At 36.0% G+C, this 19,793-nt stretch carries 19 protein-coding genes; 18 read left to right on the top strand and 1 reads right to left on the bottom strand.

Features of this window, described 5'->3' with window-relative positions; translation table 11 throughout:
• Position 1 precedes the first annotated feature (1 nt).
• Both C1631_RS05640 and C1631_RS05635 read left to right on the top strand, forming a co-directional pair.
• Positions 2 to 5,896, top strand: a complete 5,895-nt coding sequence (locus C1631_RS05640; RefSeq protein WP_109711003.1) for an alpha-2-macroglobulin family protein — start codon at positions 2 to 4, stop codon at positions 5,894 to 5,896.
• A gap of 43 nt (positions 5,897 to 5,939) precedes the next feature.
• Positions 5,940 to 6,428, top strand: coding sequence for an ecotin (locus C1631_RS05635; RefSeq protein ID WP_103247517.1), 489 nt, complete (start codon positions 5,940 to 5,942; stop codon positions 6,426 to 6,428).
• Between the two features lie 113 nt (positions 6,429 to 6,541).
• Here C1631_RS05635 and C1631_RS24555 read toward each other — a convergent pair whose 3' ends face one another.
• Entirely contained in the window at positions 6,542 to 6,769 is a 228-nt protein-coding gene (locus C1631_RS24555) for a helix-turn-helix domain-containing protein (RefSeq protein WP_103247516.1), read from the bottom strand.
• A gap of 6 nt (positions 6,770 to 6,775) precedes the next feature.
• Between C1631_RS24555 and C1631_RS05625 the strand changes: the two genes are divergently transcribed.
• From C1631_RS05625 to C1631_RS05550, 16 genes are all read left to right on the top strand, one after another.
• Positions 6,776 to 6,994, top strand: a complete 219-nt coding sequence (locus C1631_RS05625) for a hypothetical protein (protein WP_103247515.1) — start codon at positions 6,776 to 6,778, stop codon at positions 6,992 to 6,994.
• A 285-nt stretch (positions 6,995 to 7,279) separates the two neighbouring features.
• Entirely contained in the window at positions 7,280 to 8,698 is a 1,419-nt protein-coding gene (locus tag C1631_RS05620) for a TolC family protein (RefSeq protein WP_109711001.1), read from the top strand.
• A gap of 11 nt (positions 8,699 to 8,709) precedes the next feature.
• Positions 8,710 to 9,666: an HlyD family secretion protein gene (locus C1631_RS05615; RefSeq protein ID WP_103247513.1), complete on the top strand. Its 957-nt coding sequence runs from the start codon at positions 8,710 to 8,712 to the stop codon at positions 9,664 to 9,666.
• Between the two features lie 9 nt (positions 9,667 to 9,675).
• Entirely contained in the window at positions 9,676 to 10,884 is a 1,209-nt protein-coding gene (locus C1631_RS05610) for an ABC transporter permease (protein WP_109710999.1), read from the top strand.
• A 220-nt stretch (positions 10,885 to 11,104) separates the two neighbouring features.
• Positions 11,105 to 11,560 carry a DUF1569 domain-containing protein gene (locus C1631_RS05605; protein WP_103247511.1) on the top strand — a complete coding sequence of 152 codons (456 nt, stop codon included), beginning with the start codon at positions 11,105 to 11,107 and terminating at the stop codon, positions 11,558 to 11,560.
• Positions 11,561 to 11,570: 10 nt separating this feature from the next.
• Positions 11,571 to 12,047 (top strand): hypothetical protein, encoded by a 477-nt coding sequence (locus C1631_RS05600; RefSeq protein WP_109711477.1) that lies wholly within the window; start codon positions 11,571 to 11,573, stop codon positions 12,045 to 12,047.
• Positions 12,048 to 12,096: 49 nt separating this feature from the next.
• Positions 12,097 to 12,468, top strand: a complete 372-nt coding sequence (locus C1631_RS05595) for a VOC family protein (RefSeq protein WP_103247520.1) — start codon at positions 12,097 to 12,099, stop codon at positions 12,466 to 12,468.
• Between the two features lie 44 nt (positions 12,469 to 12,512).
• The gene (locus C1631_RS05590; protein ID WP_109710996.1) at positions 12,513 to 12,962 is read left to right on the top strand and encodes a VOC family protein; all 450 of its coding nucleotides are present in this window, start codon (positions 12,513 to 12,515) and stop codon (positions 12,960 to 12,962) included.
• A gap of 135 nt (positions 12,963 to 13,097) precedes the next feature.
• Positions 13,098 to 13,490 (top strand): DUF1398 domain-containing protein, encoded by a 393-nt coding sequence (locus C1631_RS05585; RefSeq protein ID WP_103247519.1) that lies wholly within the window; start codon positions 13,098 to 13,100, stop codon positions 13,488 to 13,490.
• 133 nt (positions 13,491 to 13,623) lie between these two features.
• Positions 13,624 to 14,301 (top strand): DUF2490 domain-containing protein, encoded by a 678-nt coding sequence (locus C1631_RS05580; RefSeq protein WP_109711475.1) that lies wholly within the window; start codon positions 13,624 to 13,626, stop codon positions 14,299 to 14,301.
• Positions 14,302 to 14,394: 93 nt separating this feature from the next.
• Positions 14,395 to 15,399, top strand: a complete 1,005-nt coding sequence (locus C1631_RS05575; RefSeq protein ID WP_109710994.1) for a bestrophin family protein — start codon at positions 14,395 to 14,397, stop codon at positions 15,397 to 15,399.
• A 113-nt stretch (positions 15,400 to 15,512) separates the two neighbouring features.
• Positions 15,513 to 17,126 carry a Na+/H+ antiporter gene (locus C1631_RS05570; RefSeq protein ID WP_109710992.1) on the top strand — a complete coding sequence of 538 codons (1,614 nt, stop codon included), beginning with the start codon at positions 15,513 to 15,515 and terminating at the stop codon, positions 17,124 to 17,126.
• A gap of 267 nt (positions 17,127 to 17,393) precedes the next feature.
• Positions 17,394 to 17,819 (top strand): SRPBCC family protein, encoded by a 426-nt coding sequence (locus C1631_RS05565; protein ID WP_103247507.1) that lies wholly within the window; start codon positions 17,394 to 17,396, stop codon positions 17,817 to 17,819.
• A 3-nt stretch (positions 17,820 to 17,822) separates the two neighbouring features.
• Positions 17,823 to 18,332 carry a GNAT family N-acetyltransferase gene (locus C1631_RS05560; RefSeq protein ID WP_103247506.1) on the top strand — a complete coding sequence of 170 codons (510 nt, stop codon included), beginning with the start codon at positions 17,823 to 17,825 and terminating at the stop codon, positions 18,330 to 18,332.
• Positions 18,329 to 18,709, top strand: a complete 381-nt coding sequence (locus tag C1631_RS05555; protein ID WP_103247505.1) for a VOC family protein — start codon at positions 18,329 to 18,331, stop codon at positions 18,707 to 18,709. Before C1631_RS05560 ends, C1631_RS05555 begins: the two co-directional genes overlap by 4 nt.
• A 35-nt stretch (positions 18,710 to 18,744) precedes the next feature.
• Positions 18,745 to 19,767: a glutaminyl-peptide cyclotransferase gene (locus C1631_RS05550; RefSeq protein WP_109710990.1), complete on the top strand. Its 1,023-nt coding sequence runs from the start codon at positions 18,745 to 18,747 to the stop codon at positions 19,765 to 19,767.
• Positions 19,768 to 19,793 lie beyond the last annotated feature (26 nt).

Here is a 19,793-nt window from a genome sequence, read left to right as displayed (position 1 = left end):
TATGAAAAGATTTTCCAAGATTTTTATGCTTTTGCTTTTATTGCTGAGCTTTTCAATGGTTTTCGGACAAAAAAGTTACGATGACCAATGGAAAAAAATTATTGAAAACACTAAAAAAGGGGCTTATAAATCTAATCTTCCCATCATTTTAGATATACAAAACCAGGCAATGAAAGAAAATAACACTCTCCAGCTGATCCGTTCCCTAAAGGCGGAATTCAGTATTGTCAACCAAACGATAGACGATGATCAGAATGATGCCGCTTCAAAATTTTTCACCAAACTTCAGGCAGCGAAAGCCAAACTTAAAGGTGAAGAAAAGCTGGTATATGATGTTCTGTTGAATGGTTTCTTCCTTGATTACTACAATCAGAATTCGTGGAAAATCAATGGACGAACCAATGTCAACTCTCAGGATCTTTCCCAGATTGAGACCTGGAGTAAACTTGATTTTAAAAATTATTTAATTAAAAATTATCAGGAACTTGATCAGCAAAAGTCAGAAATGAAAAAAATTTCTTTAACCAAATATAAAGAAGTCTTTTCTGATACTAAAGATATCACCTATTTTCCATCTTTATCTGATTGGTACGGGATAAAGAAAGTAAGCTTTTTCTCTGAAAATAGCCTGTTTACGAAAAATGAGCTCACAGTAAACCGTACTGTTATCAATGCAATTTTTGATGAACTGATTGCACAGAATAATGGAAATTCCAAGCTGTATTTTATGAAAGAAAAATTGGTTGATAATTGTAATTTTAACCAATGTAAAGATAAATTGGAACAACTTCAGTCTCTTTTGAAATCAAATGTGGAAGGCGATTATAAAGTCCTTATCATGGAAGATATCATGAATGAACTTACCGCCAAAAAGAAAGAAAAAGAAGCCATTGCTGTGGCTGCACAGGCAAAAGCTCAGTATCCGAAATCTCCTTTTATCGAAAATATAAGATATAAAGAAGAGTTAATTACAAATCCTTTGCTGAACATTAAATTTGAACAGCAGACACAAAATAACCTGCCTGTTCACTTTGTTGCTGAATACAGAAATATCAGTGATTTTTCATTAAATATTTATGAGGTAAAAGGAGAATATATTTCATTCATGCAATATGTTCAGAATTCATACGGAAACACATATGGAAAGGTTAAAAAGAGTCTGGTGAGAAAAGAAAACTACCAGCTTTCTGACCCAAAAGATTATCAGGTTCATAAAACTTCACTGGAAATTAAACCTCTTCCTGCAGGTATTTACGTTGTAGAATATTCTGTGGCAGGAGCAGATCCGAAAGATAGCGACTCTAAACAGAATTTCTACATGCTGGTTTCGGGAAATAAAATCGTGTACCAGTCCAAAGCAGACAGAAATCCGATTTCAAACGAATTGAAATTGGTTAACAGTGAAAACGGTAAACCTGTAACAAATGAAAGCCTTACATTTTATGAATTTGTAAGCAATAAAACACTGAATAAATTCGAAGGGAAAACCAGTGAAAAGGGAGTGTTTAAGTTTCCGTCCGGTACAAGTAATGACTATTATCGAACTTTCCTTGTTCAGCAACCTAAAACCAATGATTTCCAAATCATGCAGGTATATGGAACGAGAGGCTATGCAGAGGATAACAATCCCAATAAAGAATCCCGTACCATTGCCCAGATCTTTACAGACAGAGCTATCTACCGTCCTGGGCAGACCGTATATTTCAAGGTTATCAACACCGGAATAAATAAAGAAATAGAGTCTGTACTTTCAGGATTGAAGCAAAAAATAACTTTGGTAGATGCAAACAATCAGGAAGTTTCTTCTCAGAATTTTACTACCAATGAATTTGGTTCTTATCACGGAAGTTTTATGCTGCCAAAAGGGAAACTGAACGGTACTTTTTACCTGAGAACAGATGCCAATAGCGGATATAAAGATATCAGAGTAGAGGAGTATAAAAGACCCAAGTTTGAAGTAACTTTTGATCCTGTAAAAGATGAATATAAATATGGCCAGACCATTGAGCTGAAAGGAAAAGCCATGATGTTCTCAGGAGTAGCATTGAGCAATACCACCGTGAATTATGAAATTAAAAAACACAATATAAGATGGAGGTATTTCTGGTGGTACCCGCAGGATAATGATAATGAGAACTCAATTCTGGGAGAAGCTAAAACGAATGAAAAGGGAGAATTTGTCATTCGCCTTGACCTTAAAAAAGATGAAAAACTGGAAGGAATACAAATTGATAACTATGAGATCAATGCTTCCGTTACAGATATTAACGGAGAGACCCAATCAGGAAATACCCAATTGAAAGTAGCTTCCGTATCCCATTATATTCAGGCTGATGATATTAAAAATACGTTCACTGATGAAAATGTAAAATTAAAAGTTCAGACAAAAAATTATAATGAACAGGATTTGAAAAAATCTTACCAGGTTAAATTGTCCAGACTTGCAGCTCCGGACAGAATCTTCAGAAGCAACTTTAAAACAGAAGTTCAGAACCTGCCAACATATTCCAAAAGTGAGTTTGTTGCTAAATTTCCACATGATCTGTTTGATAAAAACGATGAAATCAAAAACTGGAAAACAGAAAAAGTTGTGGTAGAAAGACAACAGCAGCCATCAATAGAATTAGAACTCGGAAAACTGGAAGCCGGAGATTATCAGTTGGAGCTTTTCAATATGGAAGGAAAGGATACAATAAAGTCTTCCCAATATTTCAGTGTGTGGGATAAAAATGGACTGAAACCTATTCAAAAAACATTCCTTGCGGTTATTGCTCCGAAAGAAGAAGTGTCAAGAGGAGAAAAGGCTAAAATGTTTGTGTATTCAGCAATTCCCGATGCTTTGGTCAATGTATATGTTCAGGATGGCTTAGGAAAGACTGTTACAGAAGCATATCAACTGAAAAAAGGAATGTTGGAGTATACGGTAGATGTTCCTAAGGATAAAAATGTATCTCAACTTAATGTTCAGTTCCAGATTGTAGCATTTAATGACATTAATACAGAATCTGTTACACTGAAAATAAAAGATACAGAACAGCCTTTAAAAATTGAAACGGTAACATTCAGAGATAAACTTGAGCCCAATTCAAAAGAAAAATGGAGCGTAAAAGTGACCGGAAACGAGAAAGAAAAAATAAATGCTGAGGTGCTTGCCAATATGTACGATATGTCTTTGGATCAGTTTGCCGTAAACAATTATAGCTGGAATAGATTATATGTGCCATTTAATATCGTAAGTTCTTACGCTTTGAGAAGCTTTCTGACACAAAAAAGTTATCAGAAAAGAATTCAATATTTCAATGGGAATTATGTAAATGTGCCGAACTTTAACTGGTTTGATGGAGATTTATATTATATTTCAACAATCACAGAAACGGGAATAGCCAGTCAGGAAGGAGTTAAAAGCCCTGCTTATTCCGCTCCTCCCGCACCAATGGCTCGCGCCAAAAGGTCTGCTGTTGCCGGTGAAGTAGCAGAAATGAGAGTTGCAAACAATGCAGCTGTACAAAACGAAGAGGCTATTGCAGCGGATGCTGTCGGAGCTGCTGGTCAGGCACAACAAAAAGAAGATCTGGAAAAAGTTCCGGTACGTCAGAATCTGAACGAAACAGCATTCTTTTATCCGGATCTGAAAACAGATGCTGAAGGCAATGTAAACTTCGAATTTACTTCTCCGGAAGCATTGACAAAATGGAAATTAATGTTTCTTGCTCACACAAAAGATGCCAGAGCAGCAACATTAGAAAAACAGGTGGTTACTCAAAAAGAATTCTCGGTAACTCCAAACTATCCTAGATTTTTAAGAGAAGGGGATGAACTGAACTTGCAGTCAAAACTATCCAACCTTACCGATAAAAAAATGAATGGTTCAGCAGAGCTTAGAATCCTGGATGCATTTACCAACGAAGATATCTCTTCTAAATTCGGATTGAATTCGGCTACACAAAATTTCACTTTAAATGAAAACGGAAACGGAGCTTTAACATGGAAATTAAAAGTTCCCAACAATGTTTCCTCTATTATTTTAAAAGTTGTGGCGAAAGCAGGCGCATTTTCTGACGGAGAACAGCAGGCCGTGGCTGTATTGCCAAATAGAATGTTGGTGACCGATGCCATTCCTGTTTTTGTAAAAGAAGGAGAAACCAAAACATTTGTACTGGATAACCTTAAGAATAATACATCTACAACAGCATCCAATGTGTCCAATACCCTTGAACTGACAACCAACCCGATTTGGGAGATTATGTTTGCGCTGCCAAGTCTGAAAAACGATCAGAACAATTCTGCAGATGTAGTCTTCAATAAGTGGTTTGCAGATGTAGTAGCTTCAGAAGTATTTAAGGCGAATCCAAAAATGAAAACCGTTTTTGAAGAATATCAGAATAAAGGATTATTAAACTCCAATCTTGAGAAGAATCAGGAGTTGAAACAATTGTTACTTGAAGAGACTCCATGGGTTCTTGAAAGTAAAAGTGAAGGTGAACAAATGCAAAAGTTAGCATTGTTGTTTGATACCAACACAATGAGAAATTCAATTAATCAGGATTGGGATGATTTCAAAAAATTACAAAATCCTGACGGAGGGTTCTCATGGTATGCAGGATACCCAAGTTCATACGGAACATCATTATACATCCTTAAAAATCTAGGCAAAATAAACACCTGGTTAAAGGATAATATGAAAGATTATCAAAGTGCAGATCAGAAAGAATTAGTGACAAAACTGATCCAGTATGTAGACAACGAAATTGATAAATACTGGGATACGAAAGATAAAAATATCTGGAACAACTGGGTACTTGATTTCCTTGATACCCGTAATTATTGGGAAAAACAATATCCGTTAAAAGGTAAGGGAGCTGCTTTAAAATCTTTGGTAAAACAAAAAGCAAAAACAGCAAAGATTACAGATTTTACATTTTTCGGGCTTCACCGCGCAGCATTGCTGATGAACGATTACGGTTTGAAAGATGTTTCTGATAAACTGATGACCTACCTTAAAGAAACATCTACAGATACAAAAACACAAGGAGTGTACTGGAAACAGAACCTGAATGACTGGGGATGGTTCAGTTCAAAAGTAGTCAATCAGGCGGGAGCATTGGAAGCATTTAACAAACTTAAATCTAACGATCAAAATTTTATAGAAGATATGAAGATCTGGTTAGTGACGCAGAAAGAAGTAAACTCATGGGGAAGCTCAAGAGGAACTTCAGAAGTGATCTTTACTATTCTTAATTCAGGGAAATCATGGACAGGCGCGGATAGCGATAAAGCCACTATTGTTTGGGGAGGAAAAGAATTGACACCTCAAACCCAGGCAACAGGTTATGTGAAATCTGCCGTAAAAGCGGATGTGATCGATAAAAATCTGGGAACTGTTACCGTTACCAAACCTGGTCCGGGGATCGTTCAAGGAGGTCTATTCTGGCAATATTATGAGGATCTGGATAAAATTAAATCTTCTGAAAATTATATTTCGGTAAACAAGGAACTCTATAAAAAGGTAAAAACAGTAAATGGCGAAGAGCTTCAGAAAATTTCACCTGAAACACCATTGAAAGTTGGAGATAAAGTAACCGTAAGAATGATTTTGAACACTGACAGAGCAATGGAGTTTATCCATATTAAAGATATGCGCGCCGCAGGATTTGAACCCCTTGATGCATTATCCGGATATCAGTGGAAAAACAACCTTGGATATTATCAATCAACAAAAGATGCTTCTACCAATTTCTATATTCAGTATATGCCAAAAGGAAAATATGTTTTTGAATATGATGTGGTGGCAAATGCTTCAGGAAAATTCTCAAACGGAATTACTACGATGCAGAATTATTATGCACCACAGATGAATGCGCATACAAAAGGAAGTGGTGTTCAGATTTTGGAATGATTTTTGGCTATAGGGTAGTAATTAAATTTTTAAACCAAATAAAATGAAATTTTCAAAAACTTTAATTGCAGGATTGGTATTGATGGCTGGTGTAAATGCTTTCGCTCAAAAGAAGGCTGAGAAGTTTGAAAAACTGCAGATTGAAATGTTCCCAAAAGCTAAAGAAGGATATAAACAAGTATATATTCAACTTCCCATAGAAAAAAATGAAAGAGATTTAAAAGTTGAAGTTTTTGCAGGAATTGAAAAAAAATTAGATTGCAACAACTATTTCTTGATGGGAAGCATGAAAAGCCAGGATCTTCAGGGATGGGGATACAACTATTATGAAGTAGAATCCAACGGTGAGACGGGAGGCACTTTAATGGCCTGTCCGGGGCAAAAACTGACCAATAAGTTTGTAACCCTTAAGCCGGAAATTGTAGGGTATAACAGTAAATTACCATTGGTATTCTATGTTCCGAAAGATGTTGAAGTTCGTTACAGAGTTTTACGCCCGGATGCTGCCATGAAAAAAGCAGTTCAGAAATAAATCAACCCTTATTAGATAAAAAATCCTCACAGTACTGTGAGGATTTTTTTTATTGTGAAAATTTCGGAAATGCCATAATATCTTGTTTTATAAAGATTTTACGGTCATCAAAATCAGATTGATTTATTCTTAATATATTCCTGAGGAGTCATTTGAAATTTTGACTTAAAAACCCTATTGAAAGTTGATCTGTTGTAGAAGCCAATGGTCAGATATACATCTTCTAATGAAAATTCTTCATTTTTATTATTGAGTAGGGCAATAAAAGCATTCAGCCTGAAATCATTCAAATAAGATTTGAAGTTATTTCTGGTGCAAGTATAAAAAGCAAATTTCTCTATTTTAGATTGGTAATATTAACGGGGAGAGGTCAGGGAGAGGCCACCTGGAACAATCAATGGGGATACTATTATCTACTTTATTCCAGTGAAGTGAGAGCGGGGAAAAGTCCCAAAGATTTTGCAATGAACTTATATGGAATTTGTGGATATGGTAACTCTATCAATGCCGGTCCTAATAGTGACGGAAGTGATGAAATGTATTCACTGGCAGCAGAAATATTTTAAGGTATTTATAAGAAATATAAAAAGCTCCGATTTTTTCGGAGCTTTTTTGTTATTGAGATGCTCGTCTCTGGGAAATATCTCCAGTCCTTGTGAGACAAATGATAAGTCTGATTTTTTTTCAAATAAAACAGATTTCAAATTAAAATTAAACAGTTTTAGTATGGTAATGATAAATAATAGATTAAAGTTAAACTTATTTTAAACTCATTTTAAATTGATCTATTTATGAAGTGGAATTATAAAAGTGTAAACATTTTTGCATTATATTTGTTATAAACATAAACCATGAAAAACAATTTATTGATTTTTACGTTTAGTTTTTTTGCTTTTCCTGCTTTTGGTTGGGCACAGTCTGCACCGGATTTTAAAGAACTCCTGGATAGTGCAATGGTTCGGGATTCAAATCTTAAAATGCAGATTACCCAGAATAAGCTTACTGATCTGGATGAACATAAACTGAGGGATATTTTTCTTCCTACACTGGAAGTAAGTGGTAAAGCAGGATATCTGAACGGAACTGCAAGACTGACTTCGCCGGAGATCAACCTGGCTCCTTTTATCAATATCCCGGAAGGAACTTTTAATAATAATTTTAATGTTTCAGGATTTTCAGGTGTTGCCAAGGCAGATGCCAAAATGCTTCTGTATTCCGGTGGTAAAGTTAAATATCTGAAGAAAGCAGTTCAGGAAAAGAAAAAATCTGAAGATATTCTGCTGGAAAAAACAAAAGATGAGGTCGTTGCAAGCATTTCTAAAGCCTATGATCAACTGGCACTGATTCATCAGTCTAAAAAAGTACTCGACGAAAGTAAAAAAAGATTGGATATCAACAAGAAAACTGCGGACAAAGCTTTAGGCTATGGCCTGATCACTCCTTATGATCATAAGAAAATAGAATTGGCTCAAGCCACGTTGAATGCAAAGGTAGTCGAATATGAAGGAAAAAAGGAACTACTTCTTACCCAGCTTTATATTTTAACAGGAATCAACAGAGATCGTCTGAGAATGATCGATCCCGTTTTATCTCCTGTAGATCTGTTGGCTGCAGAAAAAGGAATAGAGCAAAGAGCTGAAATCAGAGCGTTGGAACATGGGATCAATGCTGCAGATTATAAAATAAAAGCAGAAAAAACCTGGATGATTCCTAAAGTACAGTTGATGGCTTCTGCTTATTATATCGGGTTGTATGGAAACAGGATTAAAAGTTCCGAGAATGTAATCCCTGCGGTACCACTCTTAGGATATGAAGGAAGGAAACTGGATTGGAGTCCTAATAATATTAATGTATTTCCACTAATCACTGCAGGTGTTGGTTTTAAATGGGAGATTTTTGACGGAAAAGAAGGGAAACATGCAGAGGAAACAGCTAAAGTTGGAAAAGAGGTGTTGCAGAACCAGAAAGAAGATGCTTTGAAGAAGTTAACACTCAACCTCGCTAACAATCAAACAAATTATGATATTGCTACCGCACAGATCACGTTGAAAGCTAAAGAAAAAGAGCTTGCAAAAAACGCTTTGGTACAAGCCGAGAAGGAGTTCCGGTACGGAATGAGCAAATCTTCACAGCTTATTGACGCAGAAAATGATCTTGAAGCTGCGGAGCTGGAATATCAGAATGCTATTTTCAACCAGAGAAGAGCAGGAATAGAACTGATGAGATCTACCCAGGAGTTGGATATCACTAAATTTTATTTAATCCCTTAAAAATTAAAATGATGCATAAAAATATATCTATACTCTTTGCTGCTCTGTTTTTGCTGGGGAGCTGCGGGCAAAAAAATGAAAAGATAAAGGAACCGGAAGGAAAAACCAAAAAGGACGTGATTTCTTTTGCGCCTAAGGTGACGGGAAGAATTTTAAAAATATACGTTTCAGAAGGTCAGACAGTAAAAAAAGGAGATACGCTTGCTCAGCTTGACGTACCTGAGGTTTCTGCAAAAATAGCACAGGCACAAGGTGCGGTAAATGCTGCCACTGCACAGGAACAAATGGCTAAAAACGGTGCCACAGCTGATCAGTTGAGACAACTTAACGCCAAGTATAAAGGATTAAAAGAGCAATATGATTTTGCCCAAAAATCCTATCGAAGAGCCAATAATATGTTTCGCGACAGTCTGATGTCTCCGCAAGCACATGATGAGATATATGCAAAACTTCAGGGGGCAAAAGCACAATATGATGCAGTAGTCGCAGAATTGGATGATGTAAAAAGAGGTACCCGTTTTGAAAAAGTAGAAATGGCTGCCGGGCAGGCTTCACAGGCTAAGGGCGCTTTGCAGGAAGCTAATGTAGCCTATTCTGAGAGATATATTATTGCTACCAATGACATGGAAATAGAAACCATCAGTCTGAATACCGGAGAGCTGGCTACAGCAGGTTTTGCTTTATTCAACGGATACATCCCTGAAAGTACCTATTTCAGATTTACCATTCCGGAAAGCGCAATTTCAAAATATAAAAAAGGGCAGGAGGTCAATATGCAGGTAGTTTATAATAAAGAAAACCTGACAGGAAATATTGTATATATCAAACAATTGACAAAGTATGCCGATATTACCACGGCATATCCTGACTATCAGCTACAGGACGCGATCTACGAGATCAAAGTGAAACCTAAAGATATGAATAGGGCTAAAGGTATTTTGGTTAATGCTAATGTTATTTTGAAATAAAACAAACAGATGAAAGAATTTTTCCGCCTTTTGGCTCGCGAATTCAAGCTTTTTATAGGCAACTCCACCCTGAGAACAGTGTTTTTTGTGGCACCTGTTTTTTATGCAACCTTGCTTGGATTTGTTTACAAAAGCGGAAAAGTTGAAAATACACCTGTATTGGTTGTGGATAGGGACAATACCCCGTTATCCAATCAACTGACTGAGATGCTGAACGATAATAAAAGCATTAAAATCATTAAATATGTACAGGAACCCCTCAGTATTAAAGATGAGGTGATCAGGCATGAAGCGGCAGCTGTTGTTATTATTCCGTCTCGTTTCGAAGGAGACATGCTTCAGAAAAAATATCCTGAACTGAACGTTTATATCAATACCGGGAACGTTTTGACAGCTAATTTTGCTTCTAAGGCGCTTCAGCTCACTATAGGAACTTTTTCTGCAGGGGCTTCAATCAAAGCTTTACAGAAAGCAGGAATGCCTGCTGCGAAAGCTGCTACCCAATATGAACCTTTCAAGGCCAATTATATCACTCTTTTCAATACAACCGGAAACTATCTTATCTTTATGTGGCCTGCGATGTTGGCCGTGGTATTACAGCAGGTAATTTTACTGGCAATGGCTGTAAGTTTTGCTGCTGAATTTGAAAGAGGTTCTTTTGTCAAAGAATATCTTAAAATGAAGAGATGGGCTTTTCCAACCATGTTAATTAAGGTCATTCCTATTTGGATATCCTCCATTCTGATTGTCAGCATTTATTACCTGATGCATATGGTCTTCAGGGTTCCGATGCCGCAAGGAATACTCAACTTTATCTTGCTCACAGCTGTTTTTGTTGGTTCAGCTTCATTCCTTGGAGTATTCATTAGTATATTGATTCCCGATGCTTTAAAGGCAACGCAGATTCTGATGGTAATAGCTTCACCCGCCTTTATCATCAGTGGTTTTACATGGCCTTTAAGTGCAATGCCGGCTTTTGTACAATTTATTGCTAATATTATCCCACTAACTCCTTTCTTACAGGCTTTTAAAATTCTATTGATTCAAAAAGGGTCTGTAGAACTTACTTTTCCTTATTTGCAACATTTAAGTATTCTATTGGTTGTGTATGGTGTTTTAGGCTGGATTGCTTTAAAAATTAAACTTTGGTTCATATTCAGAAAGGCTGTTCCACAGGAAATTGCTGCTGAACCTAGTTCTGAAGGAGATACGGAATAATGTTGAAAATTGAAAATGATTGCAAGTCTATTTGTTGTTAATTGACAATAAGAAATGTTATCAATTCGTTTAAATGATCCACCAAACTCTCTCCCTCAAATCTGTGATGCTCCAATCTTAAATCATAAAGGAAGATCGTATATTCATCATCAAATTTTTGTTCAACTATAAAATCAAAAGAAAAAACTGATATATTTGTTTCTGGTAAAATAGAAAAAATATGGAAAATGTATTTGATGTAAAAGATGCTCAGAATTACATCGATAGAATCAATAAATTGGTAGAAGACACTCACGGATTGTGGGGTAAAATGACCGTTGATCAGATGCTTGCACATTGCAGCATAACGTATGAAATGGTATATGAGCCGGAAAAACACAAAAAACCGGGGGCAATTGCTAAATTTATTCTAAAGACATTTGTAAAATCTAAAGTAGTGGGTGAAAAAGCTTACCCAAGGGATTCCCCTACAGCTCCTCAGTTTTTGGTGACAGGAAGGAAGAATTTTCATGAAGAAAAAACAAGATTGATCGGTTTTATCCAAAAAACCCAACAATTAGGAGCAGATGCTTTTGATGGTAAAGAATCTTTCTCTTTCGGAAAATTAAATGCCCAGGAGTGGAATAATATGTTTGCAAAACACCTTAATCATCACTTATCACAATTTGGAGTTTAAAACAACACATATGAAAAAAAATTTATTGCTTTTCCTCTTCACCGCTAATTTTGTTTTTGGCCAAAATCAAATGCCGGATATCTCAAGTGTCTGGCTCAACGGCAGTAAACCTTATGTGGGAACTATCGGAAAAAAAGGACAGGAATTGAAACTGAAAATCAATACTTCAGAACAAAATAAAAAGAATGATCAGGAGTATTTCGTTTCAGGATATTCTCTTGTAGATACCAATTACGCAAAATTTGAAGGTAAATTAACGATTTTAAAATATAAAGATTCCAAAAGACAAGGAACAATATTCGGGGAATATGAAATGGCAGAAGAAAACAAAGGCAAACATTCAGGACTTCTGAAAGGAAAGTTTGTTTATAATTTCAAATGGAACAGAAAAACCGAAAAAATAGAAGGCCAATACATTGAATTTGTAGGAGATTGGAAAAGTTATGATGGAACAATGGAGTTTAAAACCCATCTTAAAAATCAATAAAAACCTAAAACTTTTAAACAGGCTTAGCCTCGACCTTAATATTTTATCTATGAAACTAGGAGTATTCTCATTAAGCTTAAGTGTGAAAGATCTTGAAAAATCTAAAGAGTTTTATGAAAAGCTGGGTTTTTCTGCAATGGGCGGAAATATAGACCACAATTATCTGATCATGAAGAATGGCAGTACGATCATAGGGCTGTTTCAGGCAATGTTTGACGGGAATATGCTGACTTTTAACCCGGGGTGGGATGAAAATGCACAAAATCTTGAATCTTTTGAAGATGTACGTGTGATTCAGAAACGTTTAAAAGACCAGGGTATAGAAATTGACAAAGAAGCTGACGAAACTACTTCCGGCCCGGAACATATTTATCTGAAAGACCCGGATGGCAATATGATCTTAATCGATCAACATCGCTAGTGAGAAGTAAAAAACATATTAAAACTTAACTAATAAAAACAATCATGGCATCAGTAAACGTTTATTTAATATTTAATGGAAACTGCAGAGAAGCATTCGACTTCTATAAATCAGTTTTCGGAGGAGAATATCCTTATATCGGAACTTTCGGAGAAATGCCTCCTATGGAAGGTAAAGAAACACCGGAAGAAGATAAAGACAAAATCATGCACGTTACTCTTCCGATTTCTAAGGAAACAGTATTAATGGGCAGTGATACAGGTGGAGAATGGGCTTCTAGCTTCAAAGCAGGAAATAATTTTTCTATTTCTGTCAATGCAGAATCAAAAGATGAAGCAGGCAAATTATTCAACGGTCTTTCTGAAGGAGGACAGGTTACCATGCCCATGGCAGATACTTTCTGGGGAGCTTATTTTGGAATGCTTACCGATAAATTCGGAATCAATTGGATGGTCAATTACGATGATCCTGCAAAAATGCAGCAACATCCGTAAGATGTTTTTTTGTAGAACCTCATTACAATATATACCGGCAGTAATTCTGTCGGTTTTTTTTATTTTAATTTCTTAAATCTTTACCTTTGGCCTGATCAAAGAAATAATCTATTGATTCATACAAAATATAAAAAGATGAAAATTACAATTGAAACTATTATCGCTGAACATCAGAAAGTAAAAACCGGAGCAGATTTCCCTCAGTACATCCGGGCTATAAAGAAATTGGGTGTTTCTCATTATACAACCTATATTTCAGATGGTAATACAGAATTTTTTGATGAAGACAATCAATCTGTACAAACCGGGAGTAAGTATGATCTTCTTACCATTTCAAACAATGTAAATCTTGATTATTTCAAGGTGAGACTAAAGCTGCACCAGCAGGGAGGAACGGATTACAAGACATTCTGTAATGACTGTGCAGAAAACGGAATAAAAGGGTGGAAAATGGATTTGAATTCAATGAACTGTACTTATTTTGATAGAAGTGGTGATAGTGTTCTGACAGAGATGATTCCCGGGTAAAGAGATAAAAACTTTCATATTTAAAATCACCTGCTTTTTTAATCTCAGAATTTCAGTTCAAAAATATTGTTTGTTATTATTGATTTAAAATATTAATTTTGTTAAAAACGATAGATAATAGTAATTAATGAACATGAGAAAGGTTTTTACGAAGTTGGCTCTTACCCTTGCAAGTTTAGGATCGATATCTGCTTTTGCCCAAAAGAATGATCTGGGTGCATGGTATATGTATTTTGGAAATAATAAGATCAGCAAAAAATTAAACTTACATAACGAAATTCAATACAGGAACTTTGATGCTGTCGGCGATCTGGAACAACTTTTAATTCGTACAGGGATAGGGTATGACCTGAGTGAAAATAACAATAATGTTTTGTTGGGATATGGGTTTATTCTAAGCCAGCCCTATGTGAAAGGGGAAAAAAAAGAAAATATAGAGCATAGAATTTTTCAGCAGTTTATCACTAAACAGAAATTCGGGCGTTTTAACCTTCAGCATCGTTATCGTTTAGAAGAACGTTTTCTCGAAGATGATTTTAGGATGAGATTCCGTTACATGTTAGGAGTAACGATCCCTATCACACAAAAAGAGATGGTACCAAAAGCCTTTTATGCATCTGTTTATAATGAGATTTTCCTGCATTTCAATAGTCCGGTTTTTGATAGAAACAGAGTCTATGGGGCTTTAGGATATGTGATTAATAAAAATATGAGGATTGAAGCAGGGTATATGAATCAGCTTCAGGAAAATAAAAACAGAGGACAGATTCAGATTGGTTTTTATAACAATATTCCATTTACAAAAAAATAACAATAATTGTTTTTGCTGAATGCCGGGATGAAATTGAAAACAGCTATTGTAGAAAACAACGAGCTAATCATAACAAAATAAAAACACACTTATATGCATTCAGGGAAAAGATTTGGAGCGGGTGAGTTCATGAAATGGACGAGACGCAGTATTTACGTTTTAACAATATTTTCAGCCATTCCTACTGTGCTCTATTTTTTGGGATGGAAGTTTTTGTCTATTCCATGGCAACCGATTGCCATCTTAGGAACGGCAGTAGCCTTTATTGTCGGATTTAAAAATAATGCCAGTTACAGCAGACTTTGGGAAGCAAGACAAATTTATGGCTCTATCATTAATGACAGCCGGAGTTTTGGATATATCTTAAGAGATTCTTTGGTAGGGACCAATCCTGTGAAGGTAAAAGAAATGTTTCTGCGCCATTATGCATGGCTTACGGCCCTTCGTTTTCAACTCAGAGAACCCAGAGCCTGGGAAAATATGGGGACCGCACAATTCGATGAATATTCCAGGAAATATGATATTCCGGAAAGGCTGACCAAGATTGATGAAGAATTGAAAAAATATCTTTCTGAAGACGAACTTCACTATATCTTAAGCAAGAAAAACAGAGCAACACAACTTATGGCCAGCCAAAGTAAAGAATTGTCTGAAGCCTATAAAAATGGAGAAATCAATGATTTTCAATGGTCACAAATCAACCAGCAACTGGTGAAATTTACTGATGATCAGGGAAAAGCGGAAAGAATCAAAAACTTTCCTTATCCACGAAATTTTTCTTCCATTACGACTTACCTTTTGTTGTTGTTTATTCTTTTTGTACCATTCGGATTGATCAAAGAGCTTGATAAATTGGGAGAAGGTACAGCCCTTGAAGGTATGACTTTATGGTTTAATATTCCTTTCTCGTTATTGGTGACCTGGTGTTTCCATACTTTAGACAGTGTAGGAGAAGCATCGGTAAACCCCTTTGAAGGAAGCCCGAATGATGTGCCGATTACCCAGATAAGCCGTACGATTGAAATTGATATGAGAGACATGCTGGATGAAACTGATCTTCCACCTGCTATTGTTCCAAAAAATAATATTGTGCTTTAAAACTCCTTTAAAAGTATAAAAACAATCCCATTGATTTAAAAGCTGCAGAGAAATGTAACCCGAATAATCTATGGGAGTTTTATTAACGAATAACACAAAAAAACTAAATAAAAATGATTCACAGCTATGTTATAATATCCATTGCAGTACTTCTTTCTGTGATGATATTAGTGATGATTGGGCAGAAATTAAGAGTTGCCTATCCGATTTTTCTTGTGATTGCAGGACTTTTGATAAGCTTTGTTCCCGGAATACCAACGATTGAAATAGAACCGGATCTTGTTTTTCTTATTTTCCTGCCCCCCATTTTATTTGAAGCTGCCTGGTTTACTTCCTGGCAAGATTTTCATAAATGGCGAAAGCAGATTTTCTCAATGGCTTTCGGATTGGTATTTCTGACTTCAGTAGTGGTGGCCTATTTGTCATCTTCTATCATTCCCGGACTTACAATAGCAATGGGATTCCTTTTGGGAGGAGTGAATTCCCCACCTGATGCAGTCGCCGCTACTTCAGTATTGAAACATATGAAAATTCCAAAAAAAATTACAAGCATTTTGGAAGGAGAAAGTCTTATCAATGATGCCTCCAGTTTGATTGTATTTAAATTTGCTTTGGCGGCAGTCATTTCTGGTCAGTTTATCTGGCGAGATGCTATTCAGGATTTTTTTACCATGGCAATCGGAGGGGTCGCTGTAGGAGTGGCTGTGGGTTTTCTCTTTGGGGCATTACTAAAAATTATACCCTCCAATTCAAATATTGATACAGTGATTACCCTTATTGTTCCGTACATTATGTATGTAGGTGCTGAACACTTCCACTTTTCAGGGGTTTTGGCTGTAGTGGCAGGAGGATTATTAATGTCTTACAATTCGCATTGTTATCTGAGTCATACCTCGAGAATTCAATCCGGAAATGTATGGAGTGTCTTAATTTTCCTGATGAATACGATCATCTTTATCCTGATTGGCCTTGAGCTGCCTGTAGTGGTTGAGGCAATGAAAGACTATACCATTTCAGAAGGTATTTTCTATAGTATTGTGATTGGTGGAGCCATTATTGCAACAAGGATATTGTATAGTTATGCATTGATGTATTTTCCAAGAATATGTTCCAAAGAATTAAGGTTGAAAGTTCCCAGGCCAGACTGGCGGGAACCCTTTATCATTAGTTTTGCAGCGATGAGGGGAGTAGTTTCATTGGCAGCAGCATTATCTATTCCGGCATTTTTACCCAATGGAGAGGCATTTCCACACCGAAATATTATCTTATTTGTAACTTTCGTTATTATATTGATTACTCTGGTTGGGCAAGGCTTACTTCTGAGTCCTATCTTGAAATTGCTGAAAATCAATGATGCCGGGAGTGAATTACCGGAGGAAAAACAGGAAGTGATCCTGATGCGTAAACTAAAAGAAACTGCTTTACACAAACTGGATAATGACTTTGCTGAACTGGCTGAGACGAATAGTCTTGTACGTCACCAAAAACACAAACTGGAAAACGAAATGATGTTGATGACAGATAAAGTACAATGTATGGCATCTACGGGAGATTATGTAACGGCTATCAATGAAAATAAAGATGTGCTAAGGCAGATTATCCAGGCACAGCGAAACGAACTCCACAGAATGAAAAGAGAGAAAATATTTGATGACCATGTGATGAGAACAATCGAAATGCAACTGGATTTTGATGAAGCAAAGATTACCGGATTTTCACACGGATAATTCGATAAAAAAAAATTAAACTACAAAAGTCACAAAAGGATTTAAGCTAAGTCTAAAATTAAGGTTAACTTGCATAAGATTCATAAGGTGAAAATCTACGGATTATCAAAACTTAAGAGCTCTTTTCAATAGTAAGAATAGTAACCTTACAATAACCTAAGTGTTCAGATTCTTTTGTGACTTTTGATTTTGTCAAAATAAGATTCGTCGACTGAAAAGAGATAATTTTCGTTTTGTAGTTAAGATATTGAATTAAATTTTAGCAATATGGACACACCTGTAACTGTTCAATACAAGATCAATGCGCCAATCGATAAGGTTTGGGAAGCGTTAACCGATAAAAATGAAATGAAATCCTGGTATTTTGATATTAAGGATTTTGAGCCGGAAGTTGGAAAAGTATTTAACTTTTTTGAGCCAGGAGGAGAAAGCAAATACCATCATCAATGTGAGATTCTCGAAATGATTCCCAACAAAAAATTAAAACATACCTGGTCTTACCCGGATTATTCAAAACTGAAAACGACAGTGACCTGGGAACTGATGCCTGAAGAGGGTGGGACTGTAGTCAGATTAACACATGATGAAATTGAAAATTTTAACGAACTGGGAAGCAACTTCTCAAGAGAAAGTTTTACAGAAGGCTGGAACGGAATTATCGGACAAAGTTTAAAAGGATATTTAGAAAAATAAAATATGATAGAATTGCAACCTTTTACAATAGAAGATGCTCCGGCATTGATTTCAAAGATTAAAGATGAGAGAGCCCTTCTTCAGTTTGCAGGTCCGATGTATCATTTTCCCTTAACCGAAAATCAGCTGGAAGCCGATCTGTTGAATGAGAAAAGAAGGTTATTCAAAATTATTGATCAAACCACCGGGAACGGTATAGGCCATGCTCAGATGTTCCTAAAAGAAGATACATTTCTGCTGGGTAGAATTCTCATCTGGGACGAAAACAACAGAGGGAAAGGCTATGGAAAGAAAGTAATGCAGGAACTTCTGAAGTACGGGTTTAGTCATTTTGACAAAAAAACCGCAGAACTCAACGTCTATGATTGGAATACCGGTGCTATAGAATGTTATAAAAAGGTAGGTTTCATTTTTGATCCCAATGTGAAAAGTGAAGCAAAGATTGACCAGGAAATATGGATTTCATTGAATATGAAAATCCAAAAAAAGAATTTTCAATTACAGAACTCATGAAATTTACAGGCCTTCGTCCATTGCTTTGGACGGAAAATCTAGATGAAACCATAAGTTTTTATATGCTTATTCTGGGTTTTGAATTACTAGCCCGGAACGATGAATGGCAATGGGCCTCACTTCGCAAAGACGATATTTATATTATGGTTTCTGAACCCAATAAAGAAGCAGATTTCAAAACAATTGGCTTCACAGGCTCATTTTATTTCAACGTTGATAAAGTGGATGAACTATGGGAAGACCTTAAAACAAAGACAAAAATTTGTTATGAAATTGAAACCTTTGAATGGGAAATGAGAGAATTTGCCATCTACGATAATAACGGATATATCCTGCAATTTGGTGAACCTAGGCAGAATATTGGTAATACGGAATAAAATTTGCTATTTTTGGGGAAATATTTAGAAAGTCAATGAAAAAAAATATAATAGCAGGTTTTGCAGCGATTTTATTGCTGGCCTCTTGTAATAAGGATAAAGAGATTCTTAATACATTGAATACTTATAATAATTCAATGGAAGCAAAAGGATATCATTTTGGGGATAAACTTCAGCTTCCGAAAGAGGTAACAGAAAATGCAGAAAGTGTAACCATTAGCTTCGGAGATAAAGAAACTACAGATTTAACTATTGATCCTAAGTTTTTTACATTAGGAGACAATGCCGTAACATTCAATATCAAAACAAAAGGAGGAGAAGTATTGAATCAGGATGCAACCATCAATGTATTTGCAAAGAATCCTGAAAAAAATATAACCTACCAGATTATAGCAGAATATCCTCATGATCCTAAAAATTTCGTACAGGGATTTCAGGTTGAGGGCAATACAATTTATGAAAGTGACGGTCAGAACGGATCTTCCCAGATATTAAAGTATACACTGGGCACCACAACTCCGCTGGCTTCTACAAAACAGGCTCCGGAAGATTTTTCTGAAGGAAGTACCATCGTCGGTGATAAAGTATACCAACTGACATGGCAGAGTAAAAAAGGATATATCTATGATAAAAATTCTTTAAAACTGCTTTCAGAATTTGCTTATCCTAACGTTTTGGGAGAAGGTTGGGGATTGACCTATGACGGAAAGAACCTTATTGCTTCAGACGGAAGCAAATTATTGTATTTTCTGGATCCTGCCGACCCTTCAAAACTGGTTAAATACATTGCTGTAGCAGGTAGTTCTCAGGCTTATGACCAATTGAATGAGCTTGAATACCATAACGGGTTTATCTACGCTAACGTTTGGCAAAAGCCGGTTATCCTGAAAATTAATCCAGCTAACGGTGAAGTAGTGGGTACATTTGATTTTACAGAAATTGCAAAACAAAATACCAAAGGAAGTGATGATGTTTTGAACGGAATAGCCTTTAAAGGTGAAAATATGTTGGTGACAGGGAAGAACTGGCCAAAGATTTATGAAGTTCAGATCAAATAAATTTAATGAAAATATATAGATGAAAA

Origin of the sequence: Chryseobacterium phosphatilyticum (assembly GCF_002899825.2) — a bacterium.
Classification (GTDB): Bacteria; Bacteroidota; Bacteroidia; order Flavobacteriales; family Weeksellaceae; genus Chryseobacterium; species Chryseobacterium phosphatilyticum.
The sequence above is the reverse complement of the archived record's forward strand: the minus strand, read 5'-3'. Positions and strand labels throughout refer to the sequence as shown.